This is a genomic window from Bacteroidota bacterium (genome assembly GCA_019637975.1).
Taxonomy (GTDB): Bacteria; Bacteroidota; Ignavibacteria; order UBA10030; family UBA6906; genus CAADGV01.
Window position 1 is genome coordinate 41,530 of record JAHBUR010000020.1, and the last position, 24,609, is coordinate 66,138.

20 protein-coding genes and 1 riboswitch are annotated in these 24,609 nt (G+C 51.5%); of the genes, 13 read left to right on the forward strand and 7 right to left on the reverse strand.

Features of this window, described 5'->3' with window-relative positions; genetic code table 11:
* Positions 1–23: 23 nt before the first annotated feature.
* The gene (locus tag KF749_11945; protein MBX2991863.1) at positions 24–242 is read left to right on the forward strand and encodes a DUF2283 domain-containing protein; all 219 of its coding nucleotides are present in this window, start codon (positions 24–26) and stop codon (positions 240–242) included.
* A 37-nt stretch (positions 243–279) separates the two neighbouring features.
* Here the strand turns inward: KF749_11945 and KF749_11950 are convergent, their stop codons facing one another.
* Positions 280–1,200: a DUF72 domain-containing protein gene (locus tag KF749_11950; GenBank protein MBX2991864.1), complete on the reverse strand. Its 921-nt coding sequence runs from the start codon at positions 1,198–1,200 to the stop codon at positions 280–282.
* A 252-nt stretch (positions 1,201–1,452) separates the two neighbouring features.
* Here KF749_11950 and KF749_11955 point away from each other — a divergent pair, with 252 nt between their 5' ends.
* From KF749_11955 to KF749_11975, 5 genes are all read left to right on the forward strand, one after another.
* On the forward strand, positions 1,453–2,103 hold the full coding sequence (locus tag KF749_11955; protein MBX2991865.1) for a helix-turn-helix domain-containing protein: 651 nt from the start codon (positions 1,453–1,455) through the stop codon (positions 2,101–2,103).
* 91 nt (positions 2,104–2,194) lie between these two features.
* On the forward strand, positions 2,195–2,812 hold the full coding sequence (locus KF749_11960; GenBank protein ID MBX2991866.1) for a nucleotidyltransferase domain-containing protein: 618 nt from the start codon (positions 2,195–2,197) through the stop codon (positions 2,810–2,812).
* Positions 2,805–3,209 (forward strand): hypothetical protein, encoded by a 405-nt coding sequence (locus KF749_11965; GenBank protein MBX2991867.1) that lies wholly within the window; start codon positions 2,805–2,807, stop codon positions 3,207–3,209. The genes KF749_11960 and KF749_11965 overlap by 8 nt, the downstream gene beginning before the upstream one ends.
* Positions 3,210–3,257: 48 nt before the next feature.
* Positions 3,258–3,674, forward strand: coding sequence for a DUF3224 domain-containing protein (locus KF749_11970; protein MBX2991868.1), 417 nt, complete (start codon positions 3,258–3,260; stop codon positions 3,672–3,674).
* A gap of 197 nt (positions 3,675–3,871) precedes the next feature.
* Complete coding sequence (locus KF749_11975) at positions 3,872–4,687, forward strand: hypothetical protein (protein ID MBX2991869.1); 816 nt, start codon at positions 3,872–3,874, stop codon at positions 4,685–4,687.
* A 114-nt stretch (positions 4,688–4,801) separates the two neighbouring features.
* Here KF749_11975 and KF749_11980 read toward each other — a convergent pair whose 3' ends face one another.
* From KF749_11980 to KF749_12005, 6 genes are all read right to left on the reverse strand, one after another.
* A complete protein-coding gene (locus KF749_11980) occupies positions 4,802–5,812 on the reverse strand; it encodes a DUF72 domain-containing protein (protein ID MBX2991870.1) in 1,011 nt (336 codons plus the stop codon).
* A gap of 158 nt (positions 5,813–5,970) precedes the next feature.
* Positions 5,971–7,212 carry a DUF1015 domain-containing protein gene (locus KF749_11985; protein MBX2991871.1) on the reverse strand — a complete coding sequence of 414 codons (1,242 nt, stop codon included), beginning with the start codon at positions 7,210–7,212 and terminating at the stop codon, positions 5,971–5,973.
* Between the two features lie 138 nt (positions 7,213–7,350).
* Complete coding sequence (locus tag KF749_11990) at positions 7,351–11,271, reverse strand: T9SS type A sorting domain-containing protein (GenBank protein ID MBX2991872.1); 3,921 nt, start codon at positions 11,269–11,271, stop codon at positions 7,351–7,353.
* A gap of 51 nt (positions 11,272–11,322) precedes the next feature.
* Positions 11,323–12,936, reverse strand: coding sequence for a T9SS type A sorting domain-containing protein (locus tag KF749_11995; protein ID MBX2991873.1), 1,614 nt, complete (start codon positions 12,934–12,936; stop codon positions 11,323–11,325).
* 111 nt (positions 12,937–13,047) lie between these two features.
* A complete protein-coding gene (locus KF749_12000) occupies positions 13,048–13,983 on the reverse strand; it encodes a D-2-hydroxyacid dehydrogenase (GenBank protein ID MBX2991874.1) in 936 nt (311 codons plus the stop codon).
* Positions 13,984–14,025: 42 nt separating this feature from the next.
* On the reverse strand, positions 14,026–15,096 hold the full coding sequence (locus tag KF749_12005; protein ID MBX2991875.1) for an alanine--glyoxylate aminotransferase family protein: 1,071 nt from the start codon (positions 15,094–15,096) through the stop codon (positions 14,026–14,028).
* A gap of 365 nt (positions 15,097–15,461) precedes the next feature.
* Between KF749_12005 and KF749_12010 the strand changes: the two genes are divergently transcribed.
* The 7 genes from KF749_12010 (at position 15,462) to KF749_12040 (ending at position 24,530) form a co-directional block, all read left to right on the forward strand.
* Positions 15,462–16,538, forward strand: coding sequence for a hypothetical protein (locus tag KF749_12010; GenBank protein ID MBX2991876.1), 1,077 nt, complete (start codon positions 15,462–15,464; stop codon positions 16,536–16,538).
* A 37-nt stretch (positions 16,539–16,575) separates the two neighbouring features.
* Complete coding sequence (locus KF749_12015; GenBank protein ID MBX2991877.1) at positions 16,576–17,295, forward strand: exo-alpha-sialidase; 720 nt, start codon at positions 16,576–16,578, stop codon at positions 17,293–17,295.
* A 44-nt stretch (positions 17,296–17,339) separates the two neighbouring features.
* Positions 17,340–17,568: riboswitch (cobalamin riboswitch) on the forward strand.
* Between the two features lie 87 nt (positions 17,569–17,655).
* Entirely contained in the window at positions 17,656–19,686 is a 2,031-nt protein-coding gene (locus KF749_12020; protein MBX2991878.1) for a TonB-dependent receptor, read from the forward strand.
* Between the two features lie 12 nt (positions 19,687–19,698).
* Entirely contained in the window at positions 19,699–20,730 is a 1,032-nt protein-coding gene (locus KF749_12025) for a hypothetical protein (GenBank protein ID MBX2991879.1), read from the forward strand.
* Positions 20,731–20,875: 145 nt separating this feature from the next.
* Positions 20,876–22,024: a glutamine-hydrolyzing carbamoyl-phosphate synthase small subunit gene (gene carA / locus KF749_12030; GenBank protein ID MBX2991880.1), complete on the forward strand. Its 1,149-nt coding sequence runs from the start codon at positions 20,876–20,878 to the stop codon at positions 22,022–22,024.
* 47 nt (positions 22,025–22,071) lie between these two features.
* Entirely contained in the window at positions 22,072–23,478 is a 1,407-nt protein-coding gene (locus KF749_12035) for a GNAT family N-acetyltransferase (GenBank protein ID MBX2991881.1), read from the forward strand.
* Positions 23,475–24,530: a DegT/DnrJ/EryC1/StrS family aminotransferase gene (locus KF749_12040; GenBank protein ID MBX2991882.1), complete on the forward strand. Its 1,056-nt coding sequence runs from the start codon at positions 23,475–23,477 to the stop codon at positions 24,528–24,530. The genes KF749_12035 and KF749_12040 overlap by 4 nt, the downstream gene beginning before the upstream one ends.
* Positions 24,531–24,609 lie beyond the last annotated feature (79 nt).

Sequence of the window (24,609 nt, forward strand, 5' to 3'; positions counted from 1 at the left end):
AGAAATTTTAGAGAGGTAGAAAAATGAAATTCAACTATTATCCTGAAACTGACTCACTTTACATTGACCTTTCGGAGGAACAGAGTGTTGATTCGAAAGAAGTTGCTGAAGGGGTCGTCGTTGATTTTGATGAGAATGGGGCAATCGTCGGCATTGACATTGACCACGCAAGCAAAATTGTCAATCTGGAACGCATTGAATCTGCATCGTTGCCGATTAGCTCCTTCTCGATTGCCTCGTAGAGGGTCACATCACTCGCAGAGTTGTTCAACTATTCATCTACCCCGCCCTCCGGTACACCTTCTCGTCCGCAAACAATCCCGTATCCACGACACCGTTCACAGTCTGCAATAAATCGGGGAACGCCTGCGCGGCAGCCTGCGGAACAAGAACCGGCTTCCCATCCCGCAACGACGACATCAGTTGCAGCGCATTGGCAATCGCTTTGCCTTCGGTTGTGTTGTTGAAGATGATATTAATGTTCTCGCATTTCTCTTCAAGCGCGGACAACCTTCGCTTCAGCTCACGCAGTTCCTTGGCGTTGTACAGATAGTCATACCGGGTATCCATGCCGTTCAGCAGCCATCCCTTCTCATTTCTTCCATGAAGACGAACATAAGCCGTCTTTCCAATCACTTCCGTCACAAAGGGCATCAATCTGTTGATGCGGGGAAGGTCGGCGTTGACGACTCCCAACCCGCTCTCACGAAGAAAACTCCTGAGGAAGTGGACATCATTCCATGACTCATTTCTGAACTCTACATACAGCGGAAATCCCCTGAACGTGCCGCTGAGCTTTTCGAGATGGTAGCGGTTTGCGCCCGTATTCGTGAATGAGTAGGGAAGCTGCACCAGCGCGGCCCCGAGACGGTCATTCTTCTGCAATTCCTGCAGAAGTCCGCGCACACGCGTTGCCCGTTCGGGCCTGATTTCTTTTCCGTGCACAAACGACTTGTGCAGCTTCACGTTAAACCGGAAGCGCTTGTTCCCGGCCACTGCGGCAATCCACTGCAAGGCATCCGCCATTCCTAACGAATCATCCCAGAATGTCGCCCGTACTTCCACTGTATCAAAATACCGGGAGTAAACGCGGAGCTTGGCGTCCGACTCTTCCATCGGCACGCTGTACAGACATTGATTGAAGCACTCGTGTTCCCATCCCCCGATGCCGATTGAGTACTGAACCTGTTTCCTGTTCATAACGCCTCCGCTAAAAAAGTTCTTGACACAACGCTTGTAATTCCGTATAATTGCTGCAGCAAGATACGACATAATTGTCGTCTTGTCAAGTCCACAAGCGACATAATTGACAATTGACCATTGTCTGTTGACCATTGACCGTTATGAAACAGCATCCACGAACGTACGCGCACAGCAAGGAACGCCTTTGTGCTCCTTGTGTGCTTGTGACTTCGTGTTGAAATCTCTCTTCATCAGTAACCAGAGGCGACTATGAAATCCACCATTGGCGACCGCATACGTGAGGCGAGGGAGAACAAGGAACTCGATCAGGCGACCCTCGCGCACAAGGCCAACATCGTGACACGCACGCTGCAACGTTGGGAGAAAGGCGAGCAAATCCCCGACGGCATTTCGATTACCAAAATCGCCAAAGCGACCGGCGCGCATCCCCATTGGCTTCTGACCGGCGAAGGGGAGATGTACGACGCGCCTGCCCGGCCATCGAATGTCTTTCAGCTTCCGAACACATTCCGGCGGAACGCAAAGTTGGTTGAGCTGCCTATCATGTCCGCCGTACCCGCCGGGAAACTCGCTACCAATTTCCACCCCGATTATGTTGACGACTACATTGCCGTTGACGACGTACGCGACCCGCAGGCGTTTGCGCTCAAAGTCAAAGGCAACAGTATGGCGCCCCGCATTGAAGATGGCGATACCGTTGTCGTCAGCCCGGCGCAAGAGGCACACAACGGCGATATCTGCGTCGTGCGAGTCAACGGCGAGGACACGTTGAAGAAGGTGAAGTTCGAAGGCAACTACATCCACCTCATACCTCTCAATCCGGATTTCGAGCCGGTAACGGTACGAAAGAAGGACGTGAACTTCTGCTGGAAGGTGGTGAAGATGGTGAAGGAGTTGTAGGGGGAGATTTGCAATCGCGGCTACTCCTTTTGTATATTGGATACAAAAGTATCCATACGGATACAAAAGTATCCAAATGAGGATTTCGCCGATGGCCGTTCACAATGTGCTCGATTACGTATTTGCAGCATGGTCACATGTTGCTGTCCTTCGTGTTGTTCAAGATTCGGCGGTTGGGATGACAGGCCGTGAGATTGCCCGCCTTGCCCAAATGAGTCACCGCTCATGTTTGAAAGCCCTCACAACGTTGGAACAGCTTGCCATCATTCAGCGACAACGAGGTGGAAGGGACCATCGATTTCTATTAAACAGGGATCATGTTCTCGTGAAGCACGGGGTACTACCACTGCTCAAGTCGGAACGTAGTTTCTTGAATGAGCTGACACAGACACTTGTCAGAGGTTTGGGAACGCAGGCGCGTTCTGTTGTGCTGTATGGGAGCGCTGCCCGCAAAGAAGACCGGCTCGATAGTGACTTGGATATTTGCGTTGTGGTGGCTACGGAACGCGATGTCGAACAAGTGCAATCTTCTCTCCAAGATCTTGCGTCACTTATACTGCGAAGGTTCGGTGCCCGCCTTGCGCCTCTGCTTATGACTTCTAAAGACTTTGTAACGAAAGTGAAGAATAACAAAGCGCCAGTGTCCAGTATTCTCAAGGAAGGAATCGTGTTGCACGGACGCTCACTGCGGGAGCTTGCACGTGGCTAGGAGCAGGCGTGTCAGTGTATCGCGTGAACGCTCGTCAGACTACATGAACGTAGCGGAAAACTTCTATCAGGGTGCCGGGCTTGCCCGTGAATTCGAATACTGGAACGCAGCCGGTGTACTCATAGTTCATGCTGCCATTGCACTCCCGGACGCTGTTGCGATCAGGTTCGGAGGCGTGAAAAGTCAAGGGGAAGACCATCACGATGCAGCGACTCTGCTGGATGAACTTGTTGCCGGGGATGACATGAAGAAGACTGCGTTGGGCCAATTGCGGCGCATCATCGATCACAAGACTTCGGTTTCTTACAGCGGGGAGGTGTATAATCGGAAAGACGTGGAACAACTCTGGAAGCAACTTGAGAGGTTCCGATTGTGGGCAAAGTCGATTCTCCAATAGATGTGAAACAATATTCTGTGCATCTTCAATATACGAAGCGAGATGACCATGAAAGCCACCGCCACCTACTCCGTCAAGAAATGGGAAGAGAGCACGCTGCAACAAATCCCTCCCGACATGAAAACAACCAGAGCCTCCGTCGAGTACGAACTCAAAGGCGACCTCGAAGGCAAAGCAACCGTTGAGTACCTGATGTTCTACGTTCACGCCGACGAGAAAGATCAGCACAACTCCACCGCCGTGTACACCGGACTCATCCGCTTTGAGGGGAAGCTCAACGGCCGCGCCGGGAGTTTCGTGATGAAGGATGACGGCAAGTTTGCTGGCGGTGCCGCTGAGTCGTCATTGAAGATTCTCGATGGTTCGGGAACGGGGGAACTGAAAGGCATCAGCGGCACAGGCATGTATCGGGCGGATAGGGAAGGGGCGAGGATGGAGGTAGACGCCAATGCAAACAAGGGGTAGCTTTCTGAAAAATCTGTTTCTGCTGAATCAGCCGAAAGGTGGTATTTGTGGGCTCACATGATGGTCGACCCTTTATTCCGGATACAACAGAATGGCAACCGAGATATAGTGCTGCGGGCACTCTTAAATCGGGATTTGTGAAGAGATGCAAGGCATTAGAGCAGGGAATCTGTTTGAGAGTCGAATCCGAGAAGACTATGAATATTGATGACTATGATTCACGCTTAGGAGTAGAAGACATACTCAGAGATGAACTTGGAAAGATCCTTCCCGCCCGATATAGCGTGAAGGCAGGAGTTGTTAACGACAGGAGCGGAAATACAGCAGGGGATATCGATATAGTTGTATTCAATGATATTTGGTTCCCATCACTAAAGGCTGGAGCGACTAGTCAGTCGCGACGAGTTCACTTGCCAATTGACGGCGTCTATGCCGTCTGTGAAGTCAAGCAAACAATAGACTTCAAGGTTCTTGACGAGGCTATGAAAAAACTTGTGATGTGCCACCGACTCCAGCGGCCAATGACCCATGCTCAAAGGCTCGTTGAGAATCGTGAGGTCAGTCATTGTGTTCACGGCCTGTCGAATCCGCTATATTCAGCAATCATAGCAACGAATCTAAAGGCTGGTATAGATATCAATGAAATGGTTGACAGATTCTTTTTGATAAACAAAACGCTTAAACGTCTGGAGGTAGTTCGGGCATTTTGCGTATTAGGACATGGAACAGTGACTTGGGCATTTAAGGACGAGAAGAACGAAATCCGTCCAGCACTTTTTATGATGGAGGATCTTCTTCAGCCGATCTTTCCTGCCTTTCATAGAATTCCGCAAACTGAATCACCTTTGTACGCTCTGGTTTCAGATCTGATGCTGCATCTCTATCATTCGGTTTTGGCGCCGGAGGACATCGCACCGAGCTATGGTCCTGTGTCGCCGACTATCAGCGTTCCGATGTCGAATAAAACTATCTTGGCTCCTGACAATGAGATACCTTCCCGGATGGAGCAGTAGTCCGGTGGGCGGAACAAGAAGATGAACGGAAGGATTCTCAACAGACAAACATACGATGAAATGCCCGAACGCTTCAGTCGGGAAGTGGCGCTGTAATCCGCAATCCCCAATCTCTCACAACTTCTCCACCGGATACTCATCCAACATATCCAATATCCCCTCAATCGTCTTCGGCGAATTTCCCTCCGCACGGTTGTTGATGTAGGCGTAGAGCGAGCGGCCCTCGGCAATACAACGGTGGACTGCCTCAACGATGCCTAATCTCAGCTCGGGGTTCTCTTCTTTGATTTCCGTGTAGGGCTGAAACAGCCGCACGGCATCTTCGTACTTTCTTCCTGCTTTGAGCAATGCTCGCGACACGCTGAACTTCGTTGTGAGAATGCCGCCAATCTTCAGTTGCTCGATAATCGGCGGCATGCGGGTCCAGTTGTTCAAGACATGGGCGACATCGTGCGCTTGCAACATCTTCAAATACTCTTCCGTCAAAAAATTCTCGTTGCGCAGCTCGATGGCGAAATCAAATCCCTTCGGCAGACGGTGAAGAAAATCGTCTATCATCTCTACAAATTTGTCATAGTTGATTCCCGAGTTCGGATGAAATGTCGAGAACTCGAAGATAATCACGCCCCGCTTTTTCTGCAGGTGTTCAAGCGGTTTGAGAAACTGCTGTTGAAACAACTCAACATTGAGGAAATCCGGATTCTCCGTTCCGGCCTTCGGGCCGAAGCGGGGAATATTCGGATAGCGTTTGATCGTGATGCGGTCGGTGACTTTGAGCGAGAGCTTGAATTCATCCGTCGTTTGGTCGTGGATGAATTTCATTTTGTCGGGATCGGGGAAGTCGTACAGAGCAAAGTCGGCGCAGACGGTCGGGAAGAGTTCTGAGTACTCGGCGAGGGCGTTGTCGTTGAACGTCTTTTTCGATTTGTACTCTTTGTTGTAGATGTGCCCGCGCCAGCCGGGATATTTCCACGACGACCCTCCGAAGTAAATGCCCTTGCTCGCCCATCGCTTGATGCGAGGTCTATTCTTCTCCACGTACTCGGATGTTGCCTTCACTTTCTTCGGCGGAGGGTTGTCTCCGAAGAGTGAAAGAGTGGTATCTTGTTTCTTTTTCTTACCCATACATACTCTGCCAAAATACAAAGCCCGTTGTCGAAGCAACGGGCAGAGAGTCGTGTGAAAATTCAGCCACTAAGACTCAAAGATCTCGAAGGTTTCACCAAGTCACTCTTCGTGAATCCTCTGTGACCTCTGTGACTTTGTGGCGTTCTTTCTTTGTCCTAGCTCAAAAAATGCACAACCACCCCATCCCGCAGCTTTGGCTCGAACCACGTGGATTTCGGCGGCATGATCTTCCCCGCGTCAGCAATTGTGAGCAACTCTTCAATTGATGTGGGGTAGAGGGCAAACGCAACGGCCATCTCGCCTGAATTCACCCGCCTCTCCAACTCTTTCGTGCCGCGGATCCCGCCGACGAAATCAATGCGCTTGTTCGTGCGCGGGTCGTCAATGCCGAGAATGGGGGCAAGAATGTTCTTCTGCAAAATCGAAACGTCGAGCTTTTCAACAGGGTCGGGATTGGTGAGATACGAAAGATCGGCTTTCAGCGTATACCAGTGGCCGTTCAGATACATGCCGTACTCGCCTTTGGCTTTCGGCTCTGCTTGTCCCGACTTCTGTACCGTAAACTTGTGCTTCTTGATCTCATCCAGGAAGGCCTCTTCGTTCAGGCCGTTCAAATCCTTCACGACTCTGTTGTATTCCATGATCCGAAGCTGATTATGCGGGAAGAGAACGGCAAGAAAGAAGTTGTATTCTTCATCTCCTTTGTGATTCGGATTGGCGTCAGCGATTTCCTTTCCGACTCGTGCCGCTGCCGCCGAGCGATGATGCCCGTCTGCAACGTACAGGTTGTTCACACGACCGAAATGCTCGACGAGATGGCGGATCGTCTTCTCGTCCGAAATCACCCACAACTGGTGACGGATGCCGTCGTCTGCGACGAAGTTGTACACTGGATCGGCAAGTCGTACGCGATCCACAATCTCATCGATGCGCGGCTCGGCGTGATAGGTCAGGAATATCGGGCCGGTATGGGCGTTCGTTACTTTCACGTGCCGTGTCCGGTCGTCTTCCTTATCCTTACGCGTCAGCTCGTGCTTCTTGATCGTGTCGTTGAGATATTCCTGCACCGAAGCGCAACCGATGATGCCGTATTGCGTATGCGTGCCCATCGTCTGCGCGTAGACATAGAAATAGGGATGCGGGTCTTCCTTCAGAATTCCGTCACGAATCAGCTTCTGCAAATTCTCCTTCCCCTTTTCATACACAGCCGGGTCGTACAAATCCGTGCCGCGAGGCAGATCAATTTCCGGTTTGCCGACATGCAGAAACGAAAGAGGCTTGCCTTGCGCTTCGATGCGGGCCTCTTCGGAACTCAAAACATCATACGGATTTGCCGCAACCTGAGCGGCATATTGGGGGAGAGGACGAAATCCCTTAAACGGTCGAACTGTTGCCATGGACTATCTCACAATTTTGTTGGGTGAAGAATGAAGAAAAAAGTGCACGGACGAGAAGATCATTCTGGATTTCCGTGCACTTTGAGATTACGACTTTGCAGCGAGAGAAGCAACCAGCCGCTCGGCAGGTGGTTGCATTTACCTGAGAAGCACGAGCTTGTGCGTTTGCGTGAATGAGCCGGCTTGCCCGTCCCTTCGGGACGAGGTCTCGCCTACGGCGGAGATGCGATAGAAGTAGATGCCGCTGGCAAGCTGCCCTGCGTTGAGAGTTGCTTGGTGAGAACCAGCCTCCTTGACTTCATCCACCAGGCTCATCACTTCCCTTCCCAAGATGTCGAACAGTTTCAACGAGACATGAGCAGTAACGGGGAGCTCGTACTTGATTGTTGTTGTCGGGTTGAACGGGTTGGGGTAGTTTTGGTTTAATACAAACTCCTGAGGTAGTAGCGTCGTTCCTTGTGTAGTTGTTGTTACATTGCCGGCCTTCGCAAGGGAAGTCCGGTTTCTATTGCTTTGCGCAATCTGAAGTTGCCTCACAGCCAACTTGGTTTCCGGAGTGCGGCTGTGCCTTTGCATTAAGGTACCGAGAATCGAAGCTGCATCCGTTGTGCTCTGTTCAACATAAAGCTTGTCCAGAAATGTCTCATACAACGCAGTTCGCTCCAACGGGCTATTAGGATTCTCGAGTATGTTCTTGTTGAAGAAAGCGAGCGCGGCACTTCTTCTTCGTTCGTGCAAGTACATACTCGGCAAAACGGACCGTATCTGATGATCGAGTTCACGATGTTGGGCCGCCAAACCAAGAAGATATGATGAAGTGTGAACGTCAGAAAGTTGTTGCCCTACTGCAAGCATCTGCCGAACTGCCCACCTGCGGAGCCAGCCCGGTTTAGTCCGCTGGCTAACAATCTCACGCAGAGTCTGCAGTGCCTCAGCATAGCGCTCTTCTGTTCTCATCTCTATTACGCGTACGAGGTCGTCTTCCCCCGGTGTTGTGCGCCCACCGCGAACTCCGCCCTTTTCTACATCTTCCATTGTGAGGCGCACCTTCGGATCAGCTTGCGTCAACGGTCTGTACGATTCGTTGGGATCACGATCAAGCCACGGAGAGGGATCGATCTTTGATTCTTCGTCTACCAAGAACTTCTCTGATGGGTCTTCGTCCTTACCCCACCAGTCGTTTGCTGCTAAGACTTCGCTTCCTCCTGATATGATTGCCTCCACATTGCCATTGACGAAACTGTTCTGCCCGCCATCGGGATTGTGTGTCGTGATTGACCCGAGAATGGCATCGGACTGATCGCAGGCGAACCCCACTTCGTTCTCTGTAAACACGTTATTTCCACCTCGAAAGACCCCTTGCAGTATCGGCGAACTGTTGCTGACGTTTACCATCGCATAGTGAAAGCCATGTATGCGGTTTTCAAGAAGCGCCGGGGATGCGTTGTTGCAGAGGATTCCGTACCGATCTTCGGTGCATTCTATGCAGCTGCCTTCGATTGCGTTACGCTCAAGTGAAATATTGGAGTAGTCGTTTATAATGATTCCAAATGATCGAATATTGACGAGATGGTTGTCAGAGATGTTTATGTGAGGGGGAGCTACCGGACACTGCTGAGCGGATGGCGCAAACTCAATCCCGATCTCTGCATCATCAATTACGGAGTTTGTGAGGGTGAGTCTCGTGTTTGTAGCGATGCGAACCGCAGTGCTTGCGTGCTCGATACGAGCATAGTCGAGAGTACTTACGCTTAACGGACTGCAGTTAGTGGCCGCAATGCCGTTCCAACTTCCCGACGTTCCCGTTCGGGTAAAGAGCACAGGTTGATTTGAGGTTCCTTCTGCAAAAAGAGAGCCCCCGATTAGAACGCCGTGTCCATCAGCGAACTCCAGCGTGGTGCTTGGACTAAGGATTAGGGTTGAACTTGGAGAGACCTCCAAACCAGTGAGGAACCTGAACGTATTGCCGGTCAACTTGAGTTCCGAGACGATGTTCAGTTGCCCGTATATATTCACATGACGATTATCCGCCTGAAGCGTCGCTATCGTTCCTTGTGCACCAGGATAAAAGGTTGCGGTGGTTCCGGTCTGCAGAGTGAAGTCCGCCATAGCCACTTTGACCTTGCCAAAGATATGAAGGTTCGTGAACCAATTGCTGTCCAATCCTGAAATGTCGACTGGTGGTACAGTGCGCGCTGCACCCGACACATGTATGTCATTGTCACAGTCAATAAAGGAGCACAGCCGAACCTTGGCAAGGGGATTCCCGTCAAGGGATACCCCTATGGTGGCGTTTTTGATTTGGCAATAGCGCAAACGTGCGGTAGAGGTCAACTCGCGAAATGAATACCCACCATGAACCCGTTGCGTACCGTAACCTGGACCGTCAAATAGGATTGGGAATTGTGCGGTCCCAACTGCTTCAAATGGGCCTCTCAGCGATCCTGCGGCGTCGACAACGCTTCCTGGGAGAATCTGAACTTGAGCCGCGGTATTCTGTACATAGATCCTCCCCGAAATTGGAGCTTGAGGTAGATTGCTCATGCCAGAGTAGACTACATGATCGTACGTTGGTTGCGGTCCTCGTTGATAAGAAACAGAAAATGTCAGATTGTTGCCGCTGATAGAGAAACTCTGCAACGAAAGACCTGTGACCAAGTTTGCTGCTGAGTTTGAGTTGGGATCCGTCGACGCAGAATCTAAAACTTGACCAGCGGAATAGAAAAAGTGGGAAGGGCTGCCAGAATTGCCCGCAAAATTCAGTTCTGGAAATGGGAAGAAGCCCGGTGCTTTAAGCGCAATGTTGTATCCGGCATTAAACCCCAATTGGAATGGGTAAAAGGAATAATGCCAGATCAAACCTCCACCCCCAAACCCGCCTGACGGACTTACGCCTCCGGAGAATCGATTGAATCCTTCGCGGGTACGATACTCAATCATTAAGTACTCACCATGGCTCCAATTTGAATCGCGCCCTGCATCGCCATACACAGTTACAAGAGCTATAAGATAGCTTGGGGCGGTGGGCAATGTATGAATTGGTATCAGCCCAACTGTGCTATCGGTTCGCACTTTAGCAACTTTCGAATCGGGAATCCAGCCGGCGGCCCACTTTAACAACGGGTTGAAATGCGGCGGACAATACAGGTGTTGATTCCAAGTGTTCCGAAATGTGAAGTTCATCGGGTCATACGATCCATGGACCATGTGCTCGAATCTCAAGGTATGACCGAATTCATGTACTGGTATCCAGATGCCATCGAACGTGCTAATACTTTCGTGGTTTCTATATCTCTTTTCCCTCACTCCAATAAACCGCCTCTCTTCCGCAACTCCTCCCACGCCACCACCTGCCGTAACAACCAGGATTTTACCAGTATAAGACAGCCTGTTGAACTGTATAGCTCCATTCCGGTAAAGCGAGTCAAGCACTGGCAACACTGCAGTAGGCTCGCCGTTCGGGTGATAGTGACTCTTTGGGTGCGGCATCATTATCCAGCGCACGTATTTCTTTCCGTTGGCCGTATCAATAGCGTTCACGATTCCGGTGTTGTACTTTGTAGGCTCCACGCTTATGTTCCATGTTCGAAATGGATTGATCGTGAGATTGCCGTAGCTTACTTCGGCGTAGTATTCCTTCAGACTTCCGTACGCCAATATGCCATGAGAGGTCGAATCTGGGTGTCGAGGTCCGTAATACTCGCCTTCGGAGAATATCCAATCCCAATAATCCTCGTAGGTGTATTTTCGAGCCTTTTTGCGAAGTGAGTCGGGAAAAACTTCATCACGAACCCAGCCCATCCCTCCAACAGCATCAATGTTCTCGACAGAATCAAGATGTGAATCGAGAATGGGAACGAGACTTCCCGGTTGCATTCTTCCATCGGGGAAATCGACAAAGACGAGAACGAGATCTTGGGTAGAATTGATTAGCTGTTGAATCTCTGCCAGTGGATTTCCAGAGGTCGCATCAACTGTACCGCAACGCCCTTCTTCTTCCTGAGCAAAACCTCTAGCAATGTGAAACAAGGCAACAAGAATACAGATTGTTGATTTCATGCGTAACCTCATGCGGCTGTAATTCGGTTATATGGTGCACCAGGCGGTGATTCACTTGATCAACATCATTGATTTTGAAGAAACTGTCTTGTAATTGAACCTCAAACGACAAATGTATACCCCGCTGGACCACTTCGATACGTCAGTGAGTAGGTGGTATATCCCCGGCTCTTGATACTGATCAACCAACGTCACAATGTTCCTCCCAACAATGTCAAAAACCTCAAGTTGAACGTTACCGCTTTCGAACAATGAATAGCTGATCGTGGTCTTGTTGTTAAAAGGATTCGGAAAATTCTGGAACAGTCGTATTCTGTCCGCCAGGAATTGTTCAATCGCAACCTCAGTTATAATGCCAACAGATCCCTCGCGACCAGTATGCTGCGCGTATATGCCCCCTTGTGTTCTCCAAAAGGCAACAACCACTCCCCCATTCTTGTCTCCTTCAAATACATCGAAGTACGTATTGCCTGCATTTTGTATGTACAGAACCGGGTTAGCCCACCTTCGGTTACCCGTAAAATCATATCGCTGAGCTATACCAGCTTCATTTGCTAGAACCAATCCGCCGTTACCATCAGAAAAAGCATAGCCGCCAACTTGAGAGGCAATCTCTGGGAACAAAATACGCGTATACTGTCCAAGATGGTCAAAGTGGTATATCGTATCCTGACATGCGTACAAGTAGTATACGCCGCCGTTTCCATCTGGGGTCAGCGCCCCACGTCGGAAAGGAATTACACCTTCGCATCCCGACCGAATGCTGAATTGAGCGTTCCACACAGTGTCACCCATACTATTAAGTTTCAATATTCTCAATCCGGTTTCACCGCTCAGGACAAATACAGCGCTGTCTCTGTCGGAGACCATGAACGCGTAGCCTCCGATAGGCGTCTGAGTAGAAAGTAGTCCGCTATGCGTCAGAACGCGCGTACCCGCAGATGACGTGAAGAAAATACGTTCTTGTGTCCGTAGCAGGTTCTTATATTGCAGGGTATGCTGTGCGTAGCTTGAATCAAGGATTCGTTCCCAAACCATCGCGCCCAAGTTGGAAATATGCTGTATCCTTGTACGCTCTCTTCCCTGTGCACCTGGAAAACCAAACTCGGACTCGCTCCACGCAATGACACATCCCCCTTGTCCGTCATTCACTATTCCACCTTTTTTAATCCCCGTCTCAGGTCCTTTCACCAACACACCACCGTATGCCCATCGAACTACACCAAGCCTATCGACTCGCTGCACGTAAATGGCGTTATTTGCCCAGTCCGGTCCGTTGATGTGTGCGCCCCTGTGGTCGTACCAAAAAAGTATCACCCCCCCGTCCCCATCGCTTATCCAACCTCCCCAGTCTCCTATCAGCGGAGCTTCCGTGATGTAGCTGCTGTCGTGGTGCATCACTTGCACGGGGGGCCATAGGTAATAGCCACGCTCATCAAGCTTGCGCGCGTAAATGTAGCTATCCAATGCGCCTAGCACAATTGAGCTACCGTTATCAAATGTGACGATACCCGGATAGAATCCCGGACAAACATACAAGGCGCTCTCAGCGAGGGTACTGGTGCTCCACTGAGCGACGAGCGGCGACACCCAAAAAAGGGTAATGCCGAGAATGAACATTCTGAGGCGGTACTGTCTCATCGGCGAGGGAATGCGGCTTGTCATAAGATCATCTCCGCAAGTTTGGGCTGTAAAGCGAAGTAAGTGCACGGAAGAGAAGGCCTCGATTTCCGTGCACTTTGAGATTACGACTTTGGACTCAGAGAAGCAACTACACTACACGAGAACTTCTCCCTTCTTGTATTCGCCGAGCGCCGCGACAACTTTTTCTGCAATCTCCACGCCGACCCTGTCCTGTGCCTCCTTCGTCGAGCCGCCGATGTGAGGCGTAACGGAGACGCGGGGATGGTTGATGAGTTCGAATTCCTCCTGCGTCGGGGGCTCATGCTCGAACACGTCAAGCGCGGCATACAATACTTTGTGGCTGTTCAGTGCCTCGAGCAAATCACGCTCGTTCACCACTCCGCCGCGGGCGCAGTTGATGAGGATGACGCCGTTCTTCATCTTCTCAAAATCATTCTTTGCAATGAGCGGCCCGCCGGCTTTGTCAAACGGTACATGCAGTGTTACATAGTCGGAGATGCGGAGGAGTTCTTCCTTTGATACCATCTTCACGCCTTTGATGTCCGTGTCCTTGATGTACATGTCATAGGCCACGACGTTCATCATCAAGCCCATTGCGCGCTTGGCGACTTCCGTTCCGATGTTGCCGAAGCCGATGATGCCGAGCGTCTTGCCCGTCACTTCGATGCCCTTGCTGAATTCCTTCTTCGGCCATTCACGATGCCGCATCGCAATGTTGCTCATCGGCACGAACCGCCCGATTGCAAGCAGATGCGCAATCGTCAGCTCCGCCACCGAAATGGATGATGCCTTCGGCGTGTTGAGGACTTTGATCTGCTTCATCTTCGCATATTCAACATCAATATTGTCAACGCCCACGCCCCCGCGGGCAATGACCTTCAGATTCGTGCCGGCGTCAATCACCGCCTTCGTTACCTTCGTTGCCGAGCGGACGATGATGGCGTCGTATTCGGGGATTGTTGCTAACAATTCGTCCGGAGTGAGTGTTTTCTGCGTCAGCTCGAAACCCGCCTTCAACAGAATGTCGGCACCGGATTTTTCGATTCCGTCTGTGATAAGGATTTTCATGGTCGTCCCTTTCATATTGTAGAGCGGAACTCCAGTTCCGCTTTAGAGTTTAAGAATGCTTTCGATAGCTGCTGTTACTTCCTTCACATCATTCAACGTCAGTTCGCCCATATGCGCAATGCGGAATGTCTTCTCCTTCAAATCGCCGTAGCCGTTGGAGATTTGCAGCCCGACTTTTGCAAGCTCGCTGTTCAATCCCGCGACGTTGATGTTCCGCGTGTTGGTGATTGTTGTGAGAGTCTGCGACGCATACTTCTCGACCGGGAAGAGAGCGAAATGTTTCTTCGCCCAGGCGCGGGTGAACTCGGCCATTTCCTTGTGGCGGGCAAAGCGGTTGTCAAGGCCTTCGGCGAGAATCCGATCCAACTGGAAGTTCAGCGCAAACATATGCGGCAGCGACGGGGTTGCATGATATTGGTGGTCCTTCGTCTCGATGTATTTGTAGATTTCGAGAAGATCGAGATACCAGCCGCGATGCTTCACTTGCTTGCCGTGTTCGAGCGCCTTGCGGGAGATCGAGCAGATTGCCATACCGGGTGGCAGCGCCAGCGCTTTTTGCGTGGAGGTGATGCAGACATCGATGCCTAACCTGTCCACTTCCACCTTGGCGCCGCTCAATGCGCTGACGGAATCGACAAGCCACATCACGTCGGGGTATTTCTTGCGGACTTCGGCAATCTCCTCCAACGGATTCATGATGCCGGTGCTTGTTTCGTTGTGCGTGATGGTGAAGACGTCGTACTTGCCGGTGGAGAGGTACTGGTCGACGATTTCCGGCGTCGTCGGCTCGCCCCATTTTGCTTCATGTTTGTCAGCGGGGATGTTGTTCACTTCCGCCATCTTAAACCAACGGTTGCCGAACGCCCCGACGGAGAACACAACGGCGCGCTTCGCCGTCAGCGAGCGAATGGAGCCTTCCATCAATCCCGAACCGGAGCTTGTCGAGAGGAGGATGGGATTTTCCGTGTACATCACTTTCCGCAACTTCTCCGAAATCTCCTTCTGCATCTTCGATGCATCCTTGCTGCGATGCCCGATCATCGGAGTTGCGAGTTTGGCCAACACCTCGGGCGCAACTTCGGTGGGGCCGGGGATGAAGAGTTTCTTGTGCATGATTGCCTCGGTAGTTATCGTGTAGGTGAACGCGTAGTAATACTCTTCTAAAGAAGGCAACCGTTGTGCCACGCCGGACTGTGAGAACTGTTTGAATTTCACGTCTAAACGTTGGATTGATGTTGCGCTTTCCTACAAATCGGAGGAGAGAGACACGGGTTTTTCAAAAGTGGGAATGAGGAAGTGATGAATGTTTCAACAGACGCTTGGAGCGAAAACAGCCTGCATTTCGTGTAAGGAATTTCGAAGGCAGAGTCAGGGAATCCCTGATTGACAAGGGCCGAACGGAGAAGTATATTGAGGCAACCCTGAAGATAGGCTTTCCATTCTTCGCATTTCAGGCAATCCTGTACCTTGAAGATAAAATGAAAAGAACCACACTGCTGCTGCTCGTTCTTGCTGTTGGTTTCAACTGCAAGAAAGAACCCCCCGTTGTGCCCCCCAACGGCGGACCGGATACGACCTCGCACCAGTTCTCGTTTGTTCTCGACACACTCGGCGACGGGAATTCGAGTGTGCTGAACGACGTGTTCATCATTTCGGAGAGCAACGTCTGGGCAGTCGGTGAAGTATATCTACGAGACTCGACGGGACAGATCGATCCGACGCGCTACAATCTAGCACAATGGGATGGTGCAGCATGGAGATTTCTCCGGGTTCTTTTTCCTGTTTGCAATAGCAGTGGACAAGAGATTGGGACATTTCCGTTTGCTGCGACCAGCATCTTCGCCTTTGCGGCGAATGATGTTTGGATCGCGTCGCTCGGCACAGTAGTTCGTTGGAATGGTCAGGTGTTTCAGAGAATATGTTTGCCACCGGGTTCGGCACAGGGAAGTTTCAAGAAAATATGGGGCCACGCCGGAAAGCTGTACTTGGTAGGAACGAACGGGAACATCACGTACTTCTCTGGAACCAATTGGCAGCGCCTTGAAAGCGGCACGACGGTAGATATCCAGGACATTTACGGTGCGGTGGATGGGCGGACGGGGGAGACCGAGATTCTGGCGGTGGCGTCACTACAGAACTATGGGCGTGGGCTTGAAATCCTAACGTTCAATGGTTCCGCGGTCACTCGACTAGATACTACAGGTTTACGCCTTGCACAAAGCAGCCTCTGGTTCGCACCTGGTGGGAAGCATTATGTCGCCGGTGATGGTCTGTTCTGGAAGGAGGACCTTGGTACAGGTCGCTGGTCGCTTGATACGACGCAGCCAAATATCTTCAAGCGAAGGATTCGTGGCAATGCGGCCAATGATGTTTTTGTGGTGGGGGATTTTGGCCTTGTGTCGCACTACAACGGCGCGACCTGGCGTCAGTATGGAGGCCGAGAGATTCCACATTTTTTTGGTTCGTTGGTATCGGTCGCAGTTTTCGGAGACCGGATGATAGCAGTCGGGGAGATTTCTAACAAGGCAATTGTCCTTCGAGGACAAAGACCCTAACATGATGTGCATGTTCAATCATAAGCAAGGAGGAGTTATGAAGTGTCTCATTGCATTCTTAGTAACAGTATTGCTTGCATATAGCTCAAGCGCGCAAGTTCGAATCTCTGAAACCAGTGCGCCAAAAGCCGAGCCACATGTGGCTGTCAATCCAACAAACCCAAACCACATAGTCGTTGTGGCCATAACAAAAATCAATTTTGCCCGCATAGGTGCTTACCGTACAACGAATGGAGGCGTCAATTGGATCGGGAGCGACGATATTGTCCAGCAGGTGAATGTTGATGCGGGAGACCCCGTCGTTGCATTCGATGGGGCAGGGAATGTTTATGTGCTCTATCAGGTGCGAACACAGGGGAAACTGTACCTTCTTGAGTCAATGGATGGTGGGGTAACATGGGAACCGGCGATGACGGTTTTTACCGGTGATCCTGACAGACCGTGGATGGCGATAGATGAATCGCCCAATGCTGCGGGATTCTATGATATCTTTGTTGCAGTGACGAGTTTTGAGGGCTCTCAAGTTTCGGACATTGTCCTCACTAGGTCCACCGACGGTGGGGCCAGTTTTTTCGCCGCCACCTTGTCGGCTGTTGGAAATAACCAGGGTAGTTATGTTGCGATCGGGCCAGACAATGATGTCTTTGTCGCTTGGGCAGAACTCAGTTCGGTGAACGCTGTAACTCAGATCAAGGTTCGGCGATCTACAGATCGAGGGGTCACATTCAGCGGGGCCCTGATTTTGTGTACCTCTTGACTTCCGCGCCTCAACGCGCTATATTGTCTCCCACAAGTTCGCTCTTTCTCAAAACAGATTTTGGTGTCCCGACATAAAGGTCGGGATGAAAAGGGAATTCCGTACATCCGCTTCGGCGGACTTAAGCGGAAGCTGCCCCGCAACTGTAATCCCGATTCTGCCTCGCGCAGAATCAGTATTCTCTCATGAACGTCACTTTCCACAAAGCACGGTGGATGGGAAGACGGGAGAATCGGGAAAGCCAGGAAACCTGCCAAAATCTTCAGTCCTACACAATCTTCGCGGGAAGATTCGGGAACGGCACAACATGAAAGTGTGTGTTCACCCTGTCTTTCTCAGCGAAGGACAGGGTTTTTTGTTGTGCCGAAATCACTATTCATAACTTTCCTTGTTTGCGCCCTTCTCGTTCCGGTCTCCCGAACGAACGCCTCTCCATTTGACTTGCCGGATGATTCAAAGGCATCTGCCGACTCAACTATCAAATCGTACACATTCGGCGAAATCGTTGTTACTGCCACTCGTTCGCCGCTTAGCAGGGTGGACTCGCCGTCGCGGGTTCAGCTTATCGCAGCGGAGGAAATCCAATCTTCCCTCGAAAAAAATCTCGGCGAACTTCTCGTCGGCAAAGCGGGCTTACTCGTCAGGCAGTACGGATCCGGCGCAAGCTTGCAGACGGTTTCGTTCAGGGGAATGAGTGCCGAACACAGCGTCGTCCTGCTCGACGGCATGCCCATCGGCAATGTGCAAACCGGCCTCACGGATCTCTCGGTTATTCCTCTCGACAATGTGGAGAGTATCGAGCTTGTCAGGGGAGGAAGTTCGGCGCAATACGGAAGCGATGCAATGGGCGGGGCGATCAACATTCTTACCACACCTGATGTGAGATCGGGCTTTGTGCGGTTCGACGTGGCAACACGCTCAGCAGGCTCGCAGCGTGCCGGCGTTTCGGGCCAGGTCCGTTTGTCTGACGAATGGGGGATTCGGGCAGGCAGCAGCGTTGAGTACGGCCGCGGCGATTATGATTTTGCGATCGTAGATGGTGGAAGAAGAGTCAATGCTACTAGAAGCGGCTCTGACTTCCGCTCGCGGCAGCTTTTTGTAGTGGGGGATTGGAGAACTGAAGCGGAAACCGAGGCATCGGTGATGTTGTCGTCGTATGATGCTGAGCGGGGGACTCCCGGCCCGGTTCTTACCATTCAGAATCAGGGAACTGCCCGCCAAACGGACGAGCATATTCAGGCAAGCGGAGTGTTCCGAAGTCGATTAAGTGACCAACTCCGGTTCTCGGCAGGAGTCAACGTCCAGAATGCCTTCGAGCATTACATCGACCGGTACGGGATATTCAAAGCGGATAACCATTACCGGAACATTCTGACAACGGCTCAGGCCAACCTGCATTACTCGCTGTTGCCGAATCTTGTATTGCATCCGGGTGTTGAGTTCGGCCATGCGACAGCGTCGGGTAATGCGTTGGCACAGGATCAGAAGCGGACGCACAGCGCTGTGTACAGCGGGGTCGAATTCCATTCCAATATTTCTCCTTTCCGCCTTTCTCTTTATCCCTCAATCCGCTACGATAAATATTCGACCGTGGGGACTGCAGTAAGTCCGAAGATGGGAATGAATTTCCGGTACGCGGAGGAAAGCCATTCACAAGCCGGTTTTGGTGCAGCAATTCACGCGACAGCGGGCAGGAATTTCCGTGCCCCGACATTCAACGAGTTGTACTATGCAGGTTCGGGAGGAAGGGGGAATCTCGATTTGAATCCGGAGAAATCCATGAGCGTCGATGCCGGTCTGACCCTGCAGTTCGCATTGTTCGGACACCACGAAATTGACGTGACGTACTATTCAATCACTACCGAGGATCGCATCCAGTGGCTTCCGACTTCCGTCGCTACGATATGGTCGCCGGTGAATATTGGGAGGACGAAATCGTACGGGGTAGAAGTGGAGTATCGGTGGTCGCCGCTTCCCGGGTATCTTTGGTTGGAAGGCAACTACGCAACAATTGACGCGCAGAAGAAATTCAAATCTTCGCCCAACGATCCGGCATTCGACAAACAGTTGATCTACGTCCCGCTTGAAACAGGAAGTGCCGGGGTTCACGCCGCCATTCGCACTCAGCATGGTATTGTGCCGAGGGTGTTCTTGAGAGTTGAGGCAAACTACGTCGGCATCCGGTACATCTCTGAAGACAATACTCAGGGACTTCCATCCTATCTCACAATGAACGGAAGTTGCAGGCTGGAACTGAACCTCTTCGGGCTGACGGCGTTCGTGAAGTACGAAATGCTGAACATGCTGAACGAGTCGTATGAGATTCTACCCCGATATCCGATGTCCCTGAGAAATCATTCTTTGACATTATCTATTCAGACAGACTTATAGGAGGCCGTTGCCGTGATCAAGAACTTCTGTTGTGCCGCACTTCTTGCAGTGACCCTTCTTCCGGGTTGCCGTAACAACAACGTCAACAATCCGGTCGTCCCTCCGCCGCCACAAAGCGACAGGGGGGTGTTCATCATCAACGAGGGGGCATGGCCGAATCCGGGATCGGTGAGTTTCTACAACATCTCGAAGGACTCTGTGTTTGCTTCCGTGATTGGTCCCTCGGCGGGCTGGATTACGCCGAACGACGGACGGGTGGTTGGTGGGAAATTGTATGTTGTCGTGAATGGCGGAGACAAGATTTACATACGCAACGCGGAAACGTTTCAGGCGCTCGACTCGATTGCGTTGCCCTCCGGCAGCGGGCCGGGCTATCTCGCTGTTGTTGACAGCACCAGAGCTTACGTGGCAAACTACAACGGCACCGTCTCACTCGTCAATCTTGCGACCAGAACTGTAGTCCGGACTGGCAGCCCTATCGTGACTTTTCCCGGAGGTATTGCTGTTAATGGCGACCGGGTGTTTATTTCCGACTACGGCTTCTTTCCCGGTTTCAGCAACATCGTCAAAGTGTTGGACGGCAATTCCCTCGCCGTTGTGGATTCAGTTAGGGTGGGATTGGCTGCAGGTTCGATGGTGAGTTCCGGAAACAGGGTGTATGTGGTTTGCGCGAACAGTTTTCCAGCCAAAGGGAAAGTGTTTGCTCTGAATGCATCCAACGCCTCGGTGGTTGATTCGATAACGGTTGGCGACGGGCCTTCCGATATTGCGGTCAGAAATCAGACGCTGTATGTTCTTCATTATGATCACGTTATGAGACTTGGCACGAATCCGCTTTCGGTCGGTGATTCACTCTTCATCCGGATCTCGAATGCCATCTATTTCTACTCAATGCAGGCGGATGATGTGACAGGGGATGTGTATGTTTCGCAGGTTGTCAGCGGTGGGGGAGCGGGAGAGGTTCTGGCATATACGTCGGCAGGTGTGTTGAAGCGTCCGCCGTTTAATGTCGGAATCTTCCCCGGCTCGATTGTTTTCAAGTAGTAGCCCGTTTTTCCCGCCGGTTAAGTTCCAAATAGTCACCAAAAAGTGACGATGCAGATCACATGCTGTTATCGTCACTTTTTCTATTTTGAGCCTGATTTTTCGCAGTTGTATACCGATCTCTACTTTCCTATATTGAGCCACAATGAAAGCAAAACTCGCACTCGAAAACGGCACAATTCTGTCCGGCGAAGCATTCGGAGCCGAAGGGGAAACCACAGGGGAAGTTGTTTTTAACACAAGCCTTTCCGGCTACCAGGAGATCTTCTCCGATCCTTCGTATTCAGGCCAGATTGTCACGATGACCTATCCACTCATCGGTAACTACGGCATCAATGCGGATGATGTGGAATCTCCTGTGCCCCAGGTTGCCGGCGTTATTGTGAAGGAATACTTCGACTATCACAGCAATTTCCGCGCGTCGGAAAGTCTCGGTTCGTGGCTGAAACGGCACAATGTTGTGGCCGTTCAGGGACTTGATACCCGAATGATCACAAGAATGATACGAACGTTCGGCGCCATGCGCGGCATTCTCTCGACCGCGGACATGGATGATCAGCGGTTGATGATGAAGGTGAAGGGCGCGCCGGAAATGACGGGCCTCGATTTGACGAGGGTCGTTTCCTGCAAGGAACCGTACAAGTGGGATGAAATGGATAAAACTCCCTTCATTCTCAAACCAATCACCAACGGCTCGACCAACGGGAAGCGCTTCAAGGTTGTTGCGTACGATTGCGGCATCAAGCAGAATATCATGCGCCGCTTGACGAGCTACGGCTGTGATGTGACAGTTGTTCCGGCTCTTCATCCTGCCGAAGAGGTTCTTGCCATGAATCCCGACGGCATTTTTGTGTCGAACGGGCCGGGAGATCCTGCTGCCGTCAAGAAAGCAATTCAGAATCTCAAAACACTAATCGGCAAGAAACCGATTTTCGGTATTTGTCTCGGACATCAGTTGCTTGCGCTTGCGTTCAATGCAAAGACGTTCAAACTGAAGTTCGGACATCGTGGTGGAAACCATCCTGTCAAAAATCTTCTCACGCAAAGAATAGAAATCACATCGCAGAATCACGGATTTGCCGTCGATCCAGCAACACTCGACCCGAACATACTTGACGTTACGCACGTGAACCTGAATGACGGAACCAACGAAGGGTTTCGTCACAAGAAGATTCCTGTGTTCTCGGTACAATATCACCCGGAAGCCTCGCCCGGTCCGCACGACAGCGACTACCTCTTTGCCGATTTCGTGGAGATGATGAAGACGGGCGAGCCGGTGGCTGCTCGCTTGTAGCGCAATCCGGTTGGAATACTGCTTTCGGTACTACACACACATTCTGAATGGTATCAATTGAAATAGTTGGGGGGGATACTATCCCGACAGTTGTTCGCGGGTCCGGAACGGTCTCGCTGGACATTGTCACAGACTCCCGCGGTTTTGATGCGCTTGAAAACGAATGGAACACGCTTCTCGAACGCTGTGAAGCATCCGTGTATCAAACGTTCGAATGGCAGCGGACGTGGTGGAACCATTTCGGGGAAGTGAATTCCGACGCGACGCTTCACCTGATTGTTGTCCGTCGTGACGGCGAGGTAGGCGGCATCGCCCCATTCTTTGTCGAACGCGTACGCACACTGGGCATCGTGGGCCACCGGCGTTTGTCGTTCCTTGCTCAGGGGCCATCGGACTATCTCAATGTTCTTTTTCCCAGAGGGGAAGAAGCGGAATGTGCGGAACGAGTCGCTTCGTATCTTGCTGAAGCAAAGCATCTGTTCGATGTGATTCATCTTGAGGATTTGACGGACAGATCCGTCAGTCACGCCTGCCTGTATGAAGCACTCAAGCGCAGACACTTCAGGGGAGAACACTTCATCAACGAGTACTGCCCGCGTACCACATTGCTGGGAACGTGGGAAGAAACGCTTGCTTCGTTCAAGATTGATAATCGCAGGGAAATCCGGCGGCGTGCCCGGAACATCCAGAAGAATTTCACCGTCGAATATGAAACTGTAACGGAGGAAGAAGATGCAGGCCGCAAGATGGATGAATTTATTGCCTTGCATCAGAGCAAATGGCAGAACGACGGGCACAGCGGCGTGTTTGCCGAATCGCAAACAGGGAAGTTTCATCGCGAGGTAGCCGGATTATTTGCACGCCGCGGCTGGCTGTTGCTGGCTTTTCTGCGGGCGAACGGAACTCTTGCCGCCTCCCTGTATTGCTTTCTGTTTCGGGATGATCTGGCAGTATATCTTACCGGCAACGCCAATCGCAGCGATGTGTTCAAGTTTTCCCCCGGGCGGGTGTTGACGGCGTTCTGCATGGAAGAAGCGGTGAAGCGCGGCAAGAAGGTGTGCGACTTCATGCGCGGCACCGAGCAATACAAATACGAGTTGGACGCGAAAGATATTCCGAATTGGGCGATTCTCATGTACAATCCCCACTCGCTCCGTCCTGAACTCCGTTACAAGCTCGACCTGCTTCTGCGTTCATTGCAACGGCGTTCCGCTCGGGAATGGTTGCTGTTCAAAGTCGTGTTGCGGGAACACGGCATCTTCTCTGCAGAGATCGTCCGGCACGTTAAAACGCGCTTCAGGCGGAACGTGGCCGACGGAATGCTGAAAGCCAAAGACCCGGCGCGTGCCACACATTTGCCGTCAGCCGACAAGCGTCAAACGAACGGGCAACAGAAGATATCAGATTCCGGTCCGGATTCATCCGGGCCACACTCACACAAAGGAATAGCATGACGTTTCACGAATATCAGAGGTCATTAGGCGGCTCGTCGTACTTGTACGCCAACGCAAGCAATGCGATGAAGGATTTGCTCGACTACATCGCGCGGCGTTCGGAAAAACCAACGCCCAATATTGTTCTCCCCGCATATATTCCCGCCAAGCTGTACCGGACAGCCCTCGCAGCGGGATTCGAAGTCAAGTTCTATGAGGTATTCGGGAAATGCACGTTCGATCTCAAGCAGGTCGAGGGCTTGATAGATGGCAACACGCTGGCAGTGTTCTACGTTCACTACTTCGGCTTTCCGAATCAGATCCGTGAAATTTCCGAGTTGACAAAACGCAAAGGCGTGTATCTCATTGAAGATTGTGCCCTTTCTGTCGGGGCGGAGTATGCAGGGAAGCTGTTGGGCAACTACGGCGACTTTGCGCTGTTCAGTATGAGAAAGATGTTCTTGTATTCTGAAGGAGGGTTCCTTCGTCTTGGCGAGCAGTTCAGCGACTTCCGGCCAAACCACGAGTGGCGTGTGAAGAGTTGTTTCTCAGTTCAGAAATACATGAAGCAGCGGGCGAAATATGTTTACGTCCGGCTTACTGGCGGGAAAGATCCCCTTCACGTCGTGAAACCTGATCCTACCGGCTACATGGATTGGAGTACGCCGAAACAGACACTCAACGTCAAGATGTTGTCGCCGTTTACGGAACAAAGACTGAAGCATGTGAATCTCGAAAAAGTTGTTCAGAAACGAAGAGAGAATTACAACTACGTTCAGGAACGGTTTCCCGACTTGCCTCACTTGGAACTTGTGAACAAGACTCTGCCCGACGGTTGCACGCCATACAGTCTGCCCTTCCTCGTCCACAACGGCAAACGCAACGAACTCAGGGAGGCTCTCCTATACAGCGGCACAATGTGCGGAGCGGGATGGCCCGAAGCTCCGTTTGTTGACGGGCTGCCGAAAACGAAAGAGCTTGCAGGCAAGCTGCTCGAAATTCCCATCCATCAGGCGCTCACGCGGCAGCAAATGGATCACTCCCTGCGTACACTGGAGAAAATAGCCAAATAGCACGCTGAAGCAGTTTTTCGAAGCCCCGATTCTGATTGCAGGATCGGGGCTTTTCAATTCACTCTCTTCAAGTTCCCGT

Coding starts and splice junctions, on each gene's coding strand:
- KF749_11945 (MBX2991863.1), top strand. CDS start 24: ATGAAATTCAACTATTATCCTGAAACTGACTCACTTTACATTGACCTT.
- KF749_11950 (MBX2991864.1), bottom strand. CDS start 1,200: ATGAACAGGAAACAGGTTCAGTACTCAATCGGCATCGGGGGATGGGAA.
- KF749_11955 (MBX2991865.1), top strand. CDS start 1,453: ATGAAATCCACCATTGGCGACCGCATACGTGAGGCGAGGGAGAACAAG.
- KF749_11960 (MBX2991866.1), top strand. CDS start 2,195: ATGGCCGTTCACAATGTGCTCGATTACGTATTTGCAGCATGGTCACAT.
- KF749_11970 (MBX2991868.1), top strand. CDS start 3,258: ATGAAAGCCACCGCCACCTACTCCGTCAAGAAATGGGAAGAGAGCACG.
- KF749_11975 (MBX2991869.1), top strand. CDS start 3,872: ATGAATATTGATGACTATGATTCACGCTTAGGAGTAGAAGACATACTC.
- KF749_11980 (MBX2991870.1), bottom strand. CDS start 5,812: ATGGGTAAGAAAAAGAAACAAGATACCACTCTTTCACTCTTCGGAGAC.
- KF749_11985 (MBX2991871.1), bottom strand. CDS start 7,212: ATGGCAACAGTTCGACCGTTTAAGGGATTTCGTCCTCTCCCCCAATAT.
- KF749_11990 (MBX2991872.1), bottom strand. CDS start 11,271: ATGAAATCAACAATCTGTATTCTTGTTGCCTTGTTTCACATTGCTAGA.
- KF749_11995 (MBX2991873.1), bottom strand. CDS start 12,936: ATGACAAGCCGCATTCCCTCGCCGATGAGACAGTACCGCCTCAGAATG.
- KF749_12000 (MBX2991874.1), bottom strand. CDS start 13,983: ATGAAAATCCTTATCACAGACGGAATCGAAAAATCCGGTGCCGACATT.
- KF749_12005 (MBX2991875.1), bottom strand. CDS start 15,096: ATGCACAAGAAACTCTTCATCCCCGGCCCCACCGAAGTTGCGCCCGAG.
- KF749_12010 (MBX2991876.1), top strand. CDS start 15,462: ATGAAAAGAACCACACTGCTGCTGCTCGTTCTTGCTGTTGGTTTCAAC.
- KF749_12015 (MBX2991877.1), top strand. CDS start 16,576: ATGAAGTGTCTCATTGCATTCTTAGTAACAGTATTGCTTGCATATAGC.
- carA (MBX2991880.1), top strand. CDS start 20,876: ATGAAAGCAAAACTCGCACTCGAAAACGGCACAATTCTGTCCGGCGAA.
- KF749_12035 (MBX2991881.1), top strand. CDS start 22,072: ATGGTATCAATTGAAATAGTTGGGGGGGATACTATCCCGACAGTTGTT.
- KF749_12040 (MBX2991882.1), top strand. CDS start 23,475: ATGACGTTTCACGAATATCAGAGGTCATTAGGCGGCTCGTCGTACTTG.